The organism is Massilia sp. LXY-5 (assembly GCF_059801075.1).
The window spans coordinates 606,685-624,280 of record NZ_JBNNEH010000003.1 but is presented as its reverse complement, the minus strand read 5'-3'; the positions used below and the strand labels follow the sequence as shown (position 1 = coordinate 624,280).

Here is a 17,596-nt window from a genome sequence, read left to right as displayed (position 1 = left end):
CCAAACCGCATCTGGCTGCTCTGGCAAGGGTTTGGCACGGTAATTTTTCGGGAGCCTCTGCATGAACCGTCCGAGGCATGACTCCAAGTGCTTAACCATTTCTTCCCAAGTATCGCGAAGCTCGCAAAAGTACTCGACGGATGTGTAGCGTTCGAGAAGGTAGATTTCCTGCGGATTTAGATTCTGTTGCATAAATGATTCCCTTAACGGACTTGTTTACGCTGGACTGACACCCCGACAAGACTATTAATTTTCCGAATCTCCCCATCCAGCTATTTGCGAGCGCATAGCATCCGCAAATAGCTGGCAGTTGGCAACGCAACGGAACGGGGCGGCCTAAGACAAGGAAATGATCGTTGACGTCCATTGTTTCCTTGAGAGCGGATCATGTAGATGAGCGCAGTAGTGCGTTGGTTTGCTCCTGCTCAGCCGGTTAGCGATGGAAGGCCTTACTTATTTTGATCCTGATCCCACTGCCATATCGTCTTTCCATATTCGGATCGCAGCAATGGAAATTGTTCGCCGTGCTGAAAGTGACGCCGCGAATGCGCATCTGCGGGAGAAAAATAAAACCCTTCTCTTGTACAGTGCTGACCAACCTCGAAACGCCCCGTTTGCTGCGACATTTCTTCTACGTCAAGTGATGCTGGCTCGAACTCATCTTTTACGATCTCAACGTAACACCAGCGTGATGAACATGAGGTGAAAGCATTTCGTGCAACCAAGCTTGGTGCGAGTTCAGGTGTCCGTGAGTCCTCGAAAAACGGATCTTTCGATAAGTCGGGGTTTGACAAGTCGTCCAGAACGAAGCGGAGCATGGCTTCCCCATCGGTCCACAGTTTGGCCCTGCCGACTGTAGCAGCTGCTGCTCTTCCCGTTCTGTTGAACGTGGTGCCGTCTAATAACTTACCGTCCGGAGAACCAGTCCACGCGAACTGAAGGGTTGCCTCGGAGTCGTCTATTGAAACATAAACGCCAGTTCTTGGAGGTAATTGGCCGCTGTGAGCTGTTAGATCAGGTCTGGCAACGAACTTTGGAATCGTGGAAAGACGAGTGGCGTGATTTTGCCAAGCTAGCGACAGTCCAAAATCCGTCCATCGCGTTGCGCTGCTCGTACGATCCATTGTTTGATCAATGTAGCGGGCATATTGATATAACTCTGCAAACATTTTATCGAAATGTTGTTGTTCGCCCGGCGTACTCCAATGCATCGAAAACTCTGCAATACCTCGTGCACATTGATGTGCTGCGGTCTTTCCAAAGATATTTGATACACGATTCGAGATATTTTCAGCAACAGATCTCTGAAAATCTGCGAGGAATGGCCAAGCATTATTTTCCCAGTTTTCGCTTGTATTACGGTTGCCCCATTGACCGCTTCGCAGCTTGCTATCGCGGCCTTCGTGCCGACTGACGTCAAGTATCCCATCAGCGAAAGATCGTAAAGCGCGCAAGCGATCCCTCAACCCTACGAGATATTCTAAAGACGAAAAGTAGTAAAGCAAGGCTGCTTGTTTCTTCTGCCAAGCAGTAAGACTAAAATTGGTCGTCATGATTTTTGATTTGAGAATATGATAAGCGTTATAGGACGAACAGGCAGCCTCATTTCTGCGGTGCCGTAGTCTGTCCTGGCAAAGACGGCAAGCCGACCCTTCCTGAAAACCCTGCGCCCTCGAAGTCTGTGTAACCCCACCCCGTGTCGAAAGGACCGCTAATATTTGGATGGGTTATCGAATCCCTTATGGCAACGTAAGCCTTTTTTTGCTCATCACTAAGCTTACCGTACTCGGCTTGGGTTAGTGAGTCTTGCAATCTGTTTTTTTGGCCACCTTTTAGTTTGTAATAACGCATTACGTCGTTTCTTGCATCGGTTCGTGCAACATTAAAAACTATTTGTTCCCAACCGCCTTCCAAATGACTATCCGGGAGACCAGCCTTCGTCTGCCCGGAAGCCGGCCCCCGCCACACCTTTAGAGAATCGCCCGGCTTTATATCATAGAGTACAAATTGTCCATTAACGTTCCAATCGGGCCATACGGCAAGGAATTTGCGCCATGCAGCCCGGGGGTCAGGGGAGTTTTGTATGTCGTTAAAAACTTTTTCGCTAATCCAGCAATCGCTCATCGCCCTACTGTTTGGTGAAAGAATCCGAATAAGACGCGCCGGGCCTTTGATCTCAGCATGGGTTAGAGAATGAAATGACTCGATGTTATGTGGTTGCAGTGGAGGCCAGCCGTCTTTTACTTTTGCTGCAACAACTGGTGCCCATGCATCGGCGTCTGCCTGCGTCCAGCGTAATGCTGAGCCATCGTTGAGCCAACTCGGCCGTGTACGCGGATTTCGCATCAACGAAATGGCCGTTGCTTCAGGTAACGCGCCTCTGTAATGAATGTTTCGTACGTCGACAATCCCCTTTTGCCTCTGTAGCGCCTCTCGCTCCAGCCGGAGAATCGCTGTGTCGACGACATCCTGTATAGGCTTTAATGCTTGAGCAAGATACCTGTTAGCTAATATCCGAATCTTTTTTACCTCAACTAAGGCATCCTTTGCTCGTCCGCCAATTAACGGCACAAACTCAACCTTGCGAACCATTACTTCGACGACCTGGACTGCTCTATCAAACGCCGAGGTCAGCTCGTCTACGCTGATCTTCGCACGGACTGCTTTGATTTCAGTTGCCAGCCATTTCAATACGTCGTCGACTTTATGTGTCTTTAAGTATTCCTGCACCTTGCGCCGACGCAAAAACGAAATAATCCAACTCATTGCAGCATCGACCGCGTCCGGAATTTTGTCTGCACCAGCGCGTCGGACGAAACCGAAGAATATTTTCAGGATACCCTTTACCAACGAACCGAGCGCCGGGAATAACCCAATAAGCGTCAAGGCGAGTGCTACCCAATTCCATATGTCGTTATGATCCCGCGAAAGCTTACGACAATTGGCGATAAGGTCGCGTAAGTCGCACACCTGATCGACGAGCGGGATCATCGAAATTCCGGCATCTACCAAAATTTGGGACGTCGTTCTGTTTTCGTTAAAGTCCCCTTCGATAGCTTCCCAAAACCATACAAAAGGGTTTTTGCTCGGTTCGACTTGGTCTTTTTCATCTGTAGCCCACGCCAACGCATCCCGCATTTGGGTCGCATTTACCTCAGCCATGGAGTTCCCCGCAAAATAAGGTAATGATTTGGGAAAAAGTGCGTATCAGCCAGTTAACTTTTCTAAGGGGTCATGTGGTTGCTCCTTTTTTGGCGTGCGGGGCAAATAGACGACCTTTTTGACAGGTCTGTTCAGCACGTTCTCATGCAGCGCTTTGCCTTCATTATCGAGTGTGCCGGTGAGCATTGGCCCTTTTTCGAAGTGGATTTGATAGTCGACCTCGGGTATCCCTTCGGCTAACTCGGGATCCAGATAGTGCAAGGAGATCCAGTGCTTTGTCTCCTCACTTAGCTCGCCTGGCAGATTCAACGAATTGGCGGCTTTGTTTGCTCCGCTATCAAAGAAATGCTTCCCGCCCTTCACCGAAAACTTCCCCGGACAAGCAAAAGTGATATTCCCGCCCTCGAGCGTGATCGCCGACTGCCCCGCCTGCAGCACGATCTTTTCCTTGGCCTTGATCTCGATGCAGTCGTTCACGGAGATCACCGTGACCTCCTTGTCTGCCACAATCTCCAGCTGATCGGTATGCGCCTGCAGCGAGACCGGCCCATTGCCGGCTATCGCCTGGATACCGCCGCCGTGCGTGAACAGACTCGCGGTGTTGGCGGCAACCGAGGACACGGTGTGCGCCGCCGTCATATGCAGGTCCGATTGCGTCGTCCAATTCAACTGCTTGCCGGCGTAAAGGATGGTCGAGGCCGGCGTGGCCCAGTTCATACTTGCGGCCGAGTCCAGCAGGACAACCGCGGAAGCGAATTTCTCGACCGGCTGCTGCGGATCGAGCTCGCGCGCCCCGCTCTTTGCCTTCTGCGCCGTCTGGCCGTTGACGGCCCCGGCATATTTCCCCTTCGCTTTGGGATCGACCTGCTCAATGAATTCCGACTGCGCCTTTGAGGCGTCCTTGCTGAACAACGCCTGCTGCTGCGCCGCCGCGTCGCCCAGCGTCTTGCCGAGCGCCTCCGCACCTTTCAGCAGCGACACCGCTTCCAAGGTATCCATCTGTGTCGAGCTCACGCCGCAGCCCTGGCGTGCACGGGCGCTCGTGGATAGCAGGACGCCCTCCCCGCCGCGCACGACGGCCCAGGCGTCGGTGCGCAATTCGAAACCGCTGCCACGGTAAGCACCGCGGTGGGCGGAACCAGGCGATTGCTGGATCAGGTAACCGAGGTTCAATTGCGTTGCTGCAGTGCTGGTGGCAAGCCGCGTGCGCACCTGGCCCGGCGTGTCGTCGAGCTGCCATTGATTGAAACCGCCGCCGTCGAAGTTGTGGCTGTGGATGCCCGACAGCGTGCCCGCATGATCGATGCCGGAATCGACGCCGGCGGCAAATGGCGGCAGGTCCGCTCCGGTGAACAGCTGGGACACGATCACGGGGCGGTCGATGTCGCCCTCGATGAAATCGACCAGCACCTCGGTGCCGACGCGCGGAGTGAACAGCGTGCCCCAGTTGGGACCGGCCAGCGCTTCGGCGACGCGCACCCAGGTGCCGGAACGGTCGTCGCCCGGCGCGCAGCCCTCGCTATCGGTGTCGTGGGACAGGCCTCCGGCGTTGGGGCGACCGCCGCGCTGCCAGGCGAACTGGACACGGACCTGATGGTCACGTGTCGTGGTCGATACCGAGTCGGCGAGCCCGACCACCAGCGCGCATTGCGCACCCGGTGCGGTAACTTTCATTGGCGCGGCCGTGAGCGCGGGTACGATCGCAACCGCATCGCGTACGCAGCCAAAGCTGTTGCGGTAGGTGCCGTTCTCGATGCCGCCGCGCGCGGCCTGTGCGATGCCGGTGTCGAAGTTGTTGCGTGCCTCGTGCTGCACCCAGAGCACCGTAAAAGCGTTCTCGCCCTCCGGATAGCGCTCGTGCTGGGTGAGTTGAAAAGCGTGGCCTGCCGCCAGCCGGCGGGCGGCGCCCATGCCTTCGAAGACCTTGTTCTCCCGCTCGAGCGCCTGCAGCATCAGTTCGCTGTGCGTGTCCGCGGCGCTCCGTTCGCTCACGATGCGCTCGCCGCTGCCGTCGTACAGCCACAGGGGCGGCAGCTCGCCCGCATCGAGGTTGGAGCGCTGTTCACATCCCGGCGCCAGCAACTGGCCCGGATCCCAGCTGCTGATCGCAACGCCGTTGGCGGCGACCCGGCGCTGGGCGCTGAAGGCGTCGATGGCGTCGTCGCGTTCGGTGGCGCGCACGCCGTGGAAGCGGATGACGTCGCCGCCCGGCGTGCCCGGCGCGATGGCCCGGCTGTCGAAGATGATCAGGCGGTGCCCGGACTCCCGGTGCTCGAAGCGCCAGTTGAGGCCTTCGGAAGCGAGCAGGCGGATAAAGAACTCCAGGTCGCTCTCGCGGTACTGGGTGCAGATCGCGCGCTTGGGTAGCTCCTGCGTGATATCGAAGTCGAAGCGCACCTGCGGATAATCGGCCAGCAGTTCGGTGACGATGTCGCGCGCGTTCTTGTCCTGGAAGATGTAGCAGTCGCGGCGCCGGGCCAGCAGCGCCAGCGCCGGTTCGAGGCGCAGGCGGTAACGCGCGACGCCGCCGTCGGCGCCCAGCCAGGCAGCTTCGGTACACAGTCCGTGCCACGAACGGCGGCTGCCGTCAGGCTGGAGCAGGCCGAGCGTCAGTTCTTCGCCGAGGAAATCGTCGAGATCGAGGTGGGTCGAGGTGCTGAGCGCATCGACGTCCAAGCAGAACAGTTCGTTGACGGCCTCGCGGCCAGTGAAGCCTTCGGCCGCCAGCGCTTCAGGCAGCGCGCTGTCCTGGCTGCTGGTGAGGGTGATGAGCCGTGCATGCTGGCTCAGGCCTGTGCCGAACAGGCCGAGGGTGGGGAAGCCGGGGGCGTTCATGCGCACTCCTTCGTCTGGAGGAATCGACGGCAAGCCTGGACGCTTGCCAACCGCCGATGTTACCGGACGTAAAGAGGGCGATGATGCTCGCGGGCATGACCCGCATCAAGACTGCGGCGGATTCAGCCGGGTGGCGCGCCGGCGGCGGCCGGGGCGCCGGCTTCCAGCGGCGCCAGGCCGCGCAGGCGCAATGCGATGAGCATGGCGCCGGCCAGGATCGCACCCAGCAGGCTGACGACGCCCGTCCAGCCGCCGTATTCCCAGACGAAGCCGCAGAGCCAGCCGACCACGCTCGAGCCGAGGTAGTAGAAGAAGAGGTACAAGGCCGAGGCCAGCGCCTGCGGCGCACGCGCGCGCCGGCCAACCCAGCTGCTGGCGACCGAGTGCGTGGCGAAGAAGCCGAAGGTGTAGAGGCCGACGCCGGCGACGACGGCGACCAGGTTGCCGAACAGCGTCAGCAACAGGCCTGCGAACATCACCGACATCACCAGGTACAGCACGTTGCGCCGTCCGAGCCGGTCGGCCAGGCGACCGGCCCAGACCGAACTGAAAATGCCCAGCAGGTAGAGCACAGACAAGGCGCCGACCGCGCTCTGGCGCAGGCCGAACTCGGGGCCGAGCAGGCGGTAGCCGATGTAGTTATACAGGCTGACGAAGGAACCCATCAGCAGGAAGGACAGGCCGAACAGCCAGGGCAGGCCCGCATCCCTTGCGTGCCTGCCGACGCCTTCCCTCAGCCCGGCGAAGCCGCCCTGCCCCGGCCGGAAGCGTTTCGAGACGGGCAGGCTGCGCCAGAATTCCCAGGCCGCGTACAGGCCCGCTGCACCCATCAGGCCGAGCGCCGCGCGCCAGGACCAGAAATCGCTGATCACCGAAGCGAGCACGCGCCCGAACATGCCGCCGAAGGCGCTGCCGCTGATGTACATGCCCATCGACAGGCCGAGCGACGATCCCTCGATTTCTTCGCTCAGGTAGGCCATCGCCACGGCCGGCATCCCGCCCAGCATGAAGCCGAGCAGCGCGCGCAGGACCAGCAGCTGGGTGTAGTCGCTGGTGAAGGCGGCCAGCAGCGTGAGCAGGCCGCCGCTGAGCATGGAGGCGGCCATCAGCGGCTTGCGGCCGAAGCGTTCGGACAGCACGCTCGATACGAGCAGAGAAACGGCCAGTGCGGCGGTGGAGATCGACAGCGCCAGGCTGCTTTGCGCGGGCGTCAGGGCGAAGTCGCGCGCGAGCAGCGGCATCAGGGGCTGTACGCTGTAGAGCAAGGCGAAGGTGGAAAAGCCACCGAAGGCCATGGCGCGGTTGATGCGTTTGAAGTCGGCGCTGCCGGCGGCGATGGCGGGAGAAGACATGGGCGAATCCTGAAACTGGACTGCTCATGATAGCGAAAAACGGAAGGGCTCGTCGGCGGGGGGCTGGATTGCGAAGCTGTGTTTACGATGATGCGGGCGTTGGTTGAACGCGTGGGCGGGAAGACCCGCCCACCCTACAAGCGCTAAACCTTGGCCGGCAACGCTTTATGGATACTCGGTATCGAGCTCCGACCCCGCATAGTTCTCCATCTCCGCCAGCAGCTGGGTCATCGGCGCCTTGGTGCGGATGCTTTGCAGGACCGTGCAATGCTCGCGGTAGGACGCGACGCGCTCGGCGATGATCTCGCGGTGCGGCGGCGGCACCTTTTCCAGCAGCGCCGCCCAGCCGGTCTCGTAGTCGGGGTTATTCTTGCGGACCGACTTCACGAAGCGCTCGAAGTCCTTCTGCCCCGCCCGTGCGACGATGGTGCCGCCGTCGACGGCGAAGATGACCGCCAGCGCGATCACGCCTTCGGCGTTCAGGTCGGGGTCGGTGACCGGGCCTTCGTAGTGGTTCTTGCGCAGCCACTTGGCGGCGTTGACGATCGCCTGCACGCCTTCCCGCTGGCGCACCTGGCCCAGGTAACGGTCGTAGCCGGTCCAGGTCTCTCCCGGGTCGGCGGTGCAGATGTCGACGAACAGTTCCTTCAGGCGCCGGCCGGCGTACACCGGGTCGTTGTCGTATTCGCCGACCAGGCTGTCCTCGGGCAGCGCGGCCAGTTCGCGGATCATGCGAAAGCCCGCCTGGAACACGTATTCGGCGCCGTCCGCGATCAGGATGTCGAGCGCCGTCTCGTCGCTGTCGTCGTCGACCAGGTGTTCGAGGCCGAGCGACATGCCGCCCACGGTCAGCATCAGCGCGCGCTGGATGCCTTCGGCGGTGCGGTCGTTGGTGAACTTCTCGGCCACCATCGCGGTGATGGACGAGAGCTCGTCGGCCAGGCCGATCGCCTCGTCGGCGTCGGCCATGGTCGGCAGCAGCCTGATCGCACGCACCAGGCGCGGCAGCTTTTCAATGACGATTGAGGGCAGCATCGATGGCGATCCGGTCACGAGAAGATGTCCGTACCGATGCTCTTGCGCACGCTGCGCCTTGGCATGGTGCGCACCGACGGCACCTGCTTGCGCAGGCGGTACAGCAGGTCGCGCGTGCTTCTCTGCTGGAAGTCCGGGTCTTCGTCCGGGTCGTCCGGGAATTCGGCCTCGGCCATTTCGTTGCTATGCCTGAATTCGGGGAAGAGCTCGATCAGCGAACGCTCCCAGCCGTCTTCGCTGGCTTTCGCCAGGTCGATCGCGAGCGGAATGATGTCGCTGTCGGACGAGGTCTGGCCCGTCACGTAACGCCCTTTCAGGTTGATTTCACCGGCTACTTCCATGATCTCTTTCGGGGCCAGCGACCACAGGATGGCGAACACGGTGGCGCCGTGGTCGGTGGCGGAGGCTTCCTGCAGCAGCTCGTGGCGGCGGTCCTCGTCCTCGGTCGCGTAGACCACGCCGTGGACGTGGTTGAACAGGCCCTCGGCGATGCGCTCGGGGTCGTCCTCGATCATGTTGTCGGGCCAGGTGGCGGCCATGTAGGCCAGGCTATCGGCCCAGGCCTTGGGCGGCACCAGCATGGTCGCCAGCGACGTCTTGGCGCCGTCGAAGCCGGCCAGGTGCAGGGCCGTCACTTGCGGCGGCAGGGTAGAGAGCACTTCGGCCACGGCGTAGTCGCCGTGTTCGTCGGCCGCCTTGGAGAACGCCTCTTCGGCGTGCCCCAGCGAGCCGGCCAGTACCAGTTCGCTCACCTGTTTGGTAAGCGCCGGCAGGTTGGCAGCATTGCTTGCATTGTCGCTCATTCGCGTTCTCCTTCGCCATCGAAGATCCCGGTGAAGTCGTCCGAGACCATGCCTTCTTCGTCTTCCTCGTCGTCGCCCTCGTCGTTCTTGCCGAGCTGCTCGAGCGACTGGTCGTCGTCTTCCCAGCGCTGCTGGTGCTTGAAGAGGAAGGCCGTGATGATCGCCTGGCGCGCCAGTTCCGGATGGTTTTCCGTCATCGATGCATACATCGCGGCGCCGTCTTCGCCCGTGCACTCGGCCATGGCGAACACTTTGGCCGGGTCGTCGCCTTCGTAGTCGGCCGCTTCGCGCAGCAGGCCTTTCGGGTCGGTGAACCTGATCTTGTCAACGAGGGCGAAGGCCATCAGGTTGACGTCGTCGATGCCTGAACCGCCGGCGTATTCCGAGACCAGGGCGTCGACCATCATCTGGTAGTTCTTCTTGTTCGGCGGGTCGCCCAGCGTGCCTTCGATCTGGCCCTCCAGCTCGCGCGACTGGTAGGCGAATTCGGGATGTACTCTTTTCATTATTTGTCCTGTGAATGCAGTAGATGCGGCGGTGGAGGCGGCCGCAGGCCTCAGGCCTGCAGCGTCACGCCGTTGAGCGCGAACAGCGAGCGCCACAACTCGAAGGCTTCTGCTTCGGCGTCGAGCACGATGCGGTGGTTCACGCTCTGGTTGTATTCTTCGCGCTTGCTCCGGTCCGACAGGATCTCGTAGGCCTTCGTGACGGCCTTGAAGCGCGCTTCGGCGCCCGGCGCGTCGTTGCGGTCGGGGTGATAGCGCATCGCCAGCGAGCGGTAGACCTTCTTGATCTCTTCGTCACTGGCGTTCGGCGCGACGCCGAGGATCGCGTATAAATTTTCCACTTTGGAACTCTCCGGCTGGTGCCGAGCAAACGGCAAAACGAGATTATCCTATAGAAAACGCCAACGTGACAGCAGCGCCGGTGTGGTGCGTTGACGGACCACACCGGCGCTGGCCTTCACTTGAGCTTCCCTTGCAGGCCGGCCGATACGCCCCAAGTATGATCCCTGCATACGAAGCGGACCGTGCGCTCCACCACATAGGGGGACCGCAGCCAGGCCGTCTACGGTAAAATGCCAGCAACTTTACCTATACAAAACACCACCAATGAGTAACGACAAGAACAAGGCGGCGACGGCGAACGCGCCGTCGTCGAATTTCCTTCGTGCCATCATCGACCACGACCTGGCGGCGGGCACCCACGACCGTCCAGGCATGCCTCCGGTCATCACACGTTTTCCGCCCGAGCCGAACGGCTACCTGCACATCGGCCACGCGAAATCGATCTGCCTGAATTTCGGGCTGGCGCGCGACTACGCCGGCCGCTGCCACCTGCGCTTCGACGACACCAATCCGGAGAAGGAAGACCAGGAATACGTCGACACCATCATGGACAGCGTCAAGTGGCTCGGCTTTTCGTGGGAGCAAGGCGGCGAGGAATACCTGCACTACGCCAGCGACTATTTCGACAAGCTCTACGAGATCGCGGAATACCTGATCCAGCATGGTTTTGCCTATGTCGACAGCCAGAGCGCCGAAGACATGGCGAAGAACCGCGGCAACTTCGGTACGCCGGGCACGAATTCGCCCTTCCGCAACCGCCCGGTCGAAGAGTCCTTGCAGCTGTTCCGCGAGATGAAGGCCGGCAAGTACAAGGACGGCGAGCACATCCTGCGCGCGAAGATGAGCGAGGACGCGATGTCCTCGCCGAACATGACCAACCGCGACCCGGCCCTGTACCGCATCCGCCATGCACACCATCACCGCACGGGCGACGACTGGTGCATCTATCCGATGTACGACTACACGCACCCGCTGTCGGACGCGATGGAGTCGATCACCCATTCGATCTGCACGCTCGAGTTCCAGGACCACCGCCCGTTCTACGACTGGCTGATCGCCACCGCGACCGCGGGCGGCTTCTTCCAGCCTCCGGTACCGCGCCAGTACGAGATGTCGCGGCTGAACCTGACCTACGTCGTCATGTCGAAGCGCAAGCTGCGGCAACTGGTGGACGAGAAGATCGTGTCCGGCTGGGACGACCCGCGCATGCCGACCATCGTCGGCCTGCGCCGCCGCGGTTATACGCCTGAATCGATCCAGCTGTTCTGCGAGCGCATCGGCGTCTCGAAGGCCGACGGCTGGATCGACATGAGCACGCTGGAAGGCTCGCTGCGCGACGACCTGGACCCGAAGGCGCCGCGCGCGATCGCTGTCCTCCGTCCGTTGAAACTGATCGTCGATAATTTCCCGGAGGGAGAGTCGCACGCGTGCACGTCGCCGGTCCACCCGCACCACCCGGACATGGGTGTGCGCACCTTCCCGTTCACGCGCGAGCTGTGGATCGAGCAGGAAGACTTCATGGAAACGCCAACCAAAGGCTATTTCCGCTTCACGCCGCCCGTTGGCGACCAGCCGGGCAGCCGCGTGCGCCTGAAGTACGGCTATGTGGTCGAGTGCACCGGTTTCGAGAAGGATGCCGACGGCAAGGTCACGGCCGTGCACGTGAAATACTTCGAAGATTCGAAGTCGGGCACGCCCGGGGCTGACAACTACAAGGTCAAGGGCAACATCACCTGGGTCAGCGCGGCATCGGCACTGGCTGCGGAAGTGCGCCTGTACGACCGCCTGTTCCTCGATGCGCACCCGGACGCCGGCGGCAAGGATTTCAAGGCCCTGCTGAACCCGAATGCGCTGGAAACCGTCACCGCCTACCTCGAGCCGGGCATGGCCAATGCACAGCCCGAGCAGCGCTTCCAGTTCGAGCGCCACGGTTATTTCGTGGCCGACCAGGTCGATTCGAAGCCGGGCAAGCCGGTATTCAACCGCGTGACGACGCTCAAGGATAGCTGGGGCAAGTAAACGAACGCACAGGGGCGCTAACGCCTTTCCCTGCCTGCAGCGCCATGATCGAACCCGCCCGGGGCCTACCCGCGGCGGGTTTTCTTTCGTCCTGTCGGGCCGCTGCACGCAACTAGCAATGTTGATAGGTTTCGGGCTCGCGCTATCTGAGGGATTCTGATCCAAATCAAATAGGTCCCATTCGATTGGATTGGAAATGAGAACGGCCGACCCGATCACGAAGATTAAGGCGATCAAGCCTGGTTCCTGGCTGGGCGCGCTGCTGTCGCTGAGCGTGGGCGCAGGCTTGTATGTCAGCACCAGCCAGGCGGTCGAAAACGACGCGCTGGCGCGCTTTAACCACATGGCGCGCAACGTCCAGACGATCCTGGACGGGCGCCTCAAGACCTATGCCGACGTGCTGCGCGGGACGGCCAGCCTGTTTCTTGCGGCCGACGGTATCACGCGCGATGAGTTCCGCCGCTACGTGGCCGGCCTCGACTTGCCAAATCATTTCCCGGGTGTCGAGTCGATCAACTTCGCCCGCTACGTGACCGACGCCGAACGCGAGCGGTTCGAAGCGGAAATGTTGCAAAACATCGATGGACGTGGGCGCAACGCGAAGATCGTGCCCGAGGGCCGGCGCGCCGAGTACACGGTGCTCACCTTCGTCGAACCAGGCACGGCCTGGATCGAGCGGATCGGTGTGGACATGCACACCAACCCAAACGGTCCGGCGCTCCTGGCGCACGCGCGCGACACAGGCGAGGTGTTGACGTCCGGCGCCCGTTTAAAGTCCGGATCGCTGCTATTGGGCCTGACGATGCGCTTGCCGGTGTACCGCGCCGTCATGCCCCCGCAGGATATAGCCCAGCGCCGCGCCGCCTATCTGGGTACGGTCGGCATCGGCTTTCGTGTCGACGGCCTGGCCCACAGCATGCTCGACAACATGCCGAAAAACGCGACCCGACTCGTGATCTCCGGAATGACCCCGGTCGACAGCCGCGACAGGCCGTCGGGCTACCGCCGCACTGTGTTCTTCGACAACCGCCCCGGCGTGGCCCATGACGAGCAGGCCGAGTTTCGTGCACGAATGCCTGTGGGTGTAGACGGACGTGGATGGGACCTCGATTTCGCCGTGTCGAAGCGCGGCCTGTATTCCGAGCTCGACAGCATCCTGCCCTGGGTGGCGATGCTGGCCGGGACGACCGGCACCGCCCTGCTGTATGCGCTGTTCCAGACGCTCAGTTTGTCGCGCCGGCGGGCCATCGTCCTGGCCGAGGAAATGACCGGGGAATTGCGGGCGAGCGAAGCGAAGCTGCAGAAAACCAACGACAACCTGCGGCGCCTGGCGGCCCACGCGGAAAGCATCAAGGAAAGCGAACGCAAGCGCATTGCGCGGGAGATCCATGACGACCTCGGCCAGAACCTGCTGGCCCTGCGCATCGAGGTCGACCTGCTCGCGTCGCGCACCAACAAGCGCCATCCCCGCCTGCATACCCGCGCGCACTGGATGCTCGAGCAGATCGATGCGACCATCAAGAGCGTACGCCAGATCATCAACGACCTGCGGCCCCACGTACTCGACCTGGGCCTGACGGCGGCAGTGGACTGGCAGATCGCCGAATTCCAACGGCGCACCGGCCTGGCCTGCGAACTGATTTCGCACAACCACGACCTGCACGTAAGCGACCGCTGCGCGACAACCCTGTTCCGCATCCTCCAGGAATCGCTGACCAACGTGTCGCGCCATGCCCGCGCCACCAAGGTACGGGTCGAGCTCGCCGTCGATCCCGAATCGATCTCGATGACCGTCAGCGACAATGGCATCGGCCTGAGCAAAGCCGGCGGGCAGAAACCGGGCTCGTTCGGGCTCGTCGGCATCGAGGAACGGGTCAGGATCCTCGGCGGCAGATGCATCATCACCAGCTCGGCAAATGCCGGTACGACGGTGCACGTATCGCTCCCCGCTGCGGACAACCTGCTTGCCGTGTCCCCCGCACCGGCACCTGCTTCCGCTCCCCATCCAGCCTTCGATGGTCTGTAGGCGTATCCATCGCGATCGTGTAGGCCTACTGCCCGTGCAGATGTAGTCCAATTTACGACAACATGCCTCAACTTGCGCAAAATCAACGTTTTTTGGATGCTTGAGGTAGAGAATTCATATCAATGCTTCGCGTCAATAACGACGTAAGCAGCAAAAACCGAGGAGGCCTACCCATTTGCCAGCATCACTTCATCGATTGCCCGCACGCAAGCCAAAATAACGATGCAGTAGCCAAAACAAAAGGATAGATCATGATTTCGAATAACGACTTCGCCCTCATTGCCGCTCTGGATTTGAACCCGATCAAAATAAAACTGATGCACAAGGAATCCGGCGAGGGTTGGTCCCTGGAACGCGCGAACGCCATCGAAACCGAGTACCGTCGTTTCCTTTACCTGATGGACGCCTTCCCGGAGGAGCAGGTGGCGCCGACCGTGGATGTCGACACTTTCTGGCATTACCACATCCTCGATACGATGAAGTACGCCCTCGATTGCGAGCTGACCTTCGGGCGCTTCCTGCACCACTACCCTTACCTCGGCCTGGAGGGCGAGGACGACATGGAAATGCAGCAGCAGGCGGGCGAGCGCACGCGCGCCTTGTATGAGTCCACTTTCGGCCTGTCGTATGTGCGTCCATCGAGGGCCGACGGTGCGCTGGAAGCTGCGGACGTGCAAACGGCGTCTTTCGCCGCAATGGGCGAAGCTGCAAACTCGGCTTATTGCCTCGGCCCTGGCATCGCCAAGGCAGCTGCCGTCCGGACTGCTTATTGCCTCGGCCCAGGCATCAGGGCAGCCGCCGTCCAGACCGCTTATTGCCTCGGCCCAGGCATCAAGGCAGCCGACGTCCAGACTGCTTATTGCCTCGGCCCAGGCATCAAGGCAACTGCTGTCAAGACCGCTTATTGCCTCGGCCCAGGCATTGTCAAGGCAGCTGAAGTCCAGACCGCCTATTGCCTCGGCCCAGGCGTCCCGCAAGCAGCCTGATACCGCACATGGTCCGGTGACTGGGGCGCAGCATGCGCAGTCCGCCGGAGCCTGTATCCGGTGCGCCGGCTTCCAGGCCTCGGCCCGCCCGCGATCAGCACCGCACTATCCAACGCTAACGCTGTTCAAGCAGCATGCCAGCCGGCGGCCCGCGCCGCCGATCGGCAGGGTGCTGTGGCGGGGCTGCGCGGAGTGTCCCCGACGCGGATACGACGAGGCGGGAAAGGCCTCAGGTTTTCTTCTGCCGTGCGCGCAGTTGCTGCCTGCCCTGGGTCTGCGCCCGGTTCTGCTTGTTCTCGTAGAGAGCGACCGCTTCCTTTTTCGCCTGCTCGAGTGTCCGCATCTCTTCGTGATCGTCATGCGCCACGAAATAATCGTCGGCTTGCGCATCCACGACCAGCTTGATGGCAGCCTCGTCGTCGAGCTCATAGAGCTCGGTGAGCAGGGTCGTTATTTCGTCCAGGAAGGCTTCGTAGGTCAGGGTCGTCATGATGTCGGCTTTTTCGTGAGGGACGTTATTGTACCAGCGCCCATTGCTCCAGGGCGCGATGGACGTCGGGATAGCGCAGCCGCACGCCGAGCTCGCGGCGCATGCGCGTGTTGTCCAGGCGGCGCGATTCCGACATGAAGGAAAGCAGCATTGGCGACACGGCCGCGCGCAGGGCTTCGCGTTCCAGGCGCGGCGGACGCGCCAGGCCGAAGGCGTCGGCAACGGCGTCGAAGTACTCTCCCATTTTCAGGCGGGTGTCGTCGGTCGCATGATAAACCCGTCCCGGCAGCGCACGGAACAAAGCCAGCGCGATAATCCGCGCCAGGTCGTCGGCCTGGATGTGATTGGTGTAGACATCGTCCTCGGGCCGCAAGGCCGGTGTGCCTTCGCGCAGGCGCTTGAGCGGCAGGCGCTCGCGCGCATAGATGCCGGGCACGCGCAGGATCGCGACACTGCCTCCGAGGCGCCGCGCCCAGCCGCGCAGCACGCGCTCGGCATCGACGCGGCGGGCGGCGCGCGCGTTTTTCGGCGCCACGCTGCGGGTTTCGTCGACCAGCGCCCCACCGCAATCGCCGTAGACCCCGCTCGTGCTGACATAAACGAGGCGTGTCCCCTCGGGTAGAATGGCGGTCAGGTTGCGTGTGCGCACGTCGCGCGCGCCTTCCGGCCGGGGCGGCGCCAGGTGCACCACGTACGGCGCGAGCCCGCGCAGGCGCGCCAGGCTGGCCGGCTGGTCGAGGTCGGCCACGACCGGTATGGCGCCGAGTGCGCGCAGTCCGGCGGCGCGCTCCGCATCGCGTGTGACGGCAAAGACCCGGAAGCGCGGGACCAGCAGCGGCAGCAGGCGCATGCCGACATCGCCGCAGCCGACCAGCAGCAGGCGCGGGCGGCCCAGACGAAATTTATTATTGAAATTCATGTTGAGGATTGTATGACGTTCCAGATCACTGTCCAGCCCAGCGGCACCCAATTCGCCTGCGAAGCCGACGAAACCGTGCTGTCGGCCGCCATCCGCGCCGGTGTGGGGCTACCGTACGGCTGCAAGAACGGCGCCTGCGGTTCGTGCAAGGGCAAGGTCGTCGGCGGGACGGTGACGCACAAGCCCCACCAGGCGCGCGCCCTGACCGAGCAGGAAAAACTGCAAGGCATGTCGCTGTTCTGCTGCGCCCTGCCCGAAGGCGACGTCGTGATCGAGGCGCGCGAAGTGGGCGGCAGCAGCGATTACCCGATCCGCAAGATGCCGACCCGGGTCGCCTCGATCACGCGCGCGGCACCGGACGTGGCGATCGTCACCCTGCAATTGCCGGCCAACGAGGCGCTGGCCTACCGCGCCGGCCAGTATGTCGAGTTCCTGCTGAAGGACGGCAAGCGCCGCGCCTACAGCCTGGCCTGCGCGCCGACGCTCGAGCGTCCGCTGGAACTGCACATCCGCCACCTGCCGGGCGGCCTGTTCACCGACCACGTGTTCGGCGCCATGAAGGAACGCGACATCCTGCGCTTCGAAGGGCCGCTCGGCACCTTCTTCCTGCGCGAGGAATCGGATAAACCGATCGTGCTGCTGGCCTCCGGTACCGGCTTCGCGCCGGTGAAAGCCCTGGTCGAGCACCTGATGCACCTGAAATCGACCCGTCCCGTGCGCCTGTACTGGGGCGGGCGCCGTCCGCAAGACCTGTACATGGACGAGCTGTGCCGGGCCTGGACCACGACCATGCCCGATTTCGAATACGTACCGGTGATCTCGGATGCGCTCCCGGAAGACAACTGGAGCGGCCGCACCGGTTATGTCCACGCGGCGGTGATGCAGGACATTCCCGATCTGTCGGGCTGGCAGGTGTATGCCTGCGGCGCGCCGGTGATGGTCGATGCCGCGCGCAGCCAGTACACGGCGCAATGCGGGCTGCCGGCGGACGAGTTTTATGCGGATGCGTTCACGACGGAAGCGGATCTCGCCGCGGAATAAACTGTAGGGTGGGCGTAATTCCGGCCATTGGCCGAAATTACCCCGCCCACCCTACGCAGCAAACAATGAAATCAGGCACA

Annotated in this window: 14 protein-coding genes; 4 read left to right on the top strand and 10 right to left on the bottom strand. The window is 61.7% G+C overall.

Annotated elements, in window-relative coordinates; translation table 11 throughout:
• Positions 1-449: 449 nt before the first annotated feature.
• From ACI48I_RS11725 to ACI48I_RS11690, 8 genes are all read right to left on the bottom strand, one after another.
• Positions 450-1,553, bottom strand: a complete 1,104-nt coding sequence (locus ACI48I_RS11725; protein WP_193686719.1) for a hypothetical protein — start codon at positions 1,551-1,553, stop codon at positions 450-452.
• Positions 1,554-1,602: 49 nt separating this feature from the next.
• Positions 1,603-3,162 carry a hypothetical protein gene (locus ACI48I_RS11720; RefSeq protein WP_498574266.1) on the bottom strand — a complete coding sequence of 520 codons (1,560 nt, stop codon included), beginning with the start codon at positions 3,160-3,162 and terminating at the stop codon, positions 1,603-1,605.
• Positions 3,163-3,207: 45 nt separating this feature from the next.
• Positions 3,208-5,997 carry a type VI secretion system Vgr family protein gene (locus ACI48I_RS11715; RefSeq protein WP_498574265.1) on the bottom strand — a complete coding sequence of 930 codons (2,790 nt, stop codon included), beginning with the start codon at positions 5,995-5,997 and terminating at the stop codon, positions 3,208-3,210.
• A 122-nt stretch (positions 5,998-6,119) separates the two neighbouring features.
• Positions 6,120-7,349 carry an MFS transporter gene (locus ACI48I_RS11710; protein ID WP_193686721.1) on the bottom strand — a complete coding sequence of 410 codons (1,230 nt, stop codon included), beginning with the start codon at positions 7,347-7,349 and terminating at the stop codon, positions 6,120-6,122.
• Between the two features lie 165 nt (positions 7,350-7,514).
• The gene (locus ACI48I_RS11705) at positions 7,515-8,384 is read right to left on the bottom strand and encodes a hypothetical protein (protein WP_498574264.1); all 870 of its coding nucleotides are present in this window, start codon (positions 8,382-8,384) and stop codon (positions 7,515-7,517) included.
• A 14-nt stretch (positions 8,385-8,398) separates the two neighbouring features.
• Entirely contained in the window at positions 8,399-9,187 is a 789-nt protein-coding gene (locus tag ACI48I_RS11700) for a hypothetical protein (RefSeq protein ID WP_498574263.1), read from the bottom strand.
• On the bottom strand, positions 9,184-9,693 hold the full coding sequence (locus tag ACI48I_RS11695) for a hypothetical protein (protein WP_193686724.1): 510 nt from the start codon (positions 9,691-9,693) through the stop codon (positions 9,184-9,186). The genes ACI48I_RS11700 and ACI48I_RS11695 overlap by 4 nt, the downstream gene beginning before the upstream one ends.
• Positions 9,694-9,743: 50 nt before the next feature.
• The gene (locus ACI48I_RS11690) at positions 9,744-10,034 is read right to left on the bottom strand and encodes a DnaJ domain-containing protein (protein WP_193686725.1); all 291 of its coding nucleotides are present in this window, start codon (positions 10,032-10,034) and stop codon (positions 9,744-9,746) included.
• Between the two features lie 265 nt (positions 10,035-10,299).
• On the opposite strand from ACI48I_RS11690, the gene ACI48I_RS11685 reads away from it, so the two are divergent.
• The 3 genes from ACI48I_RS11685 to ACI48I_RS11675 all read left to right on the top strand — a co-directional run bounded on the left by ACI48I_RS11685 (position 10,300) and on the right by ACI48I_RS11675 (position 15,066).
• Positions 10,300-12,054: a glutamine--tRNA ligase/YqeY domain fusion protein gene (locus ACI48I_RS11685; RefSeq protein WP_498574262.1), complete on the top strand. Its 1,755-nt coding sequence runs from the start codon at positions 10,300-10,302 to the stop codon at positions 12,052-12,054.
• Positions 12,055-12,250: 196 nt separating this feature from the next.
• Entirely contained in the window at positions 12,251-14,080 is a 1,830-nt protein-coding gene (locus ACI48I_RS11680) for a CHASE domain-containing protein (protein ID WP_193686727.1), read from the top strand.
• A gap of 251 nt (positions 14,081-14,331) precedes the next feature.
• Positions 14,332-15,066 carry a glycine-rich domain-containing protein gene (locus tag ACI48I_RS11675; RefSeq protein ID WP_498574261.1) on the top strand — a complete coding sequence of 245 codons (735 nt, stop codon included), beginning with the start codon at positions 14,332-14,334 and terminating at the stop codon, positions 15,064-15,066.
• Between the two features lie 229 nt (positions 15,067-15,295).
• Here ACI48I_RS11675 and ACI48I_RS11670 read toward each other — a convergent pair whose 3' ends face one another.
• Both ACI48I_RS11670 and ACI48I_RS11665 read right to left on the bottom strand, forming a co-directional pair.
• Positions 15,296-15,556: a hypothetical protein gene (locus ACI48I_RS11670; protein WP_193686729.1), complete on the bottom strand. Its 261-nt coding sequence runs from the start codon at positions 15,554-15,556 to the stop codon at positions 15,296-15,298.
• 25 nt (positions 15,557-15,581) lie between these two features.
• Positions 15,582-16,475 (bottom strand): SDR family oxidoreductase, encoded by an 894-nt coding sequence (locus ACI48I_RS11665; protein ID WP_498574260.1) that lies wholly within the window; start codon positions 16,473-16,475, stop codon positions 15,582-15,584.
• A 12-nt stretch (positions 16,476-16,487) separates the two neighbouring features.
• Here ACI48I_RS11665 and ACI48I_RS11660 point away from each other — a divergent pair, with 12 nt between their 5' ends.
• Positions 16,488-17,516, top strand: a complete 1,029-nt coding sequence (locus ACI48I_RS11660) for a CDP-6-deoxy-delta-3,4-glucoseen reductase (protein WP_498574259.1) — start codon at positions 16,488-16,490, stop codon at positions 17,514-17,516.
• Positions 17,517-17,596 lie beyond the last annotated feature (80 nt).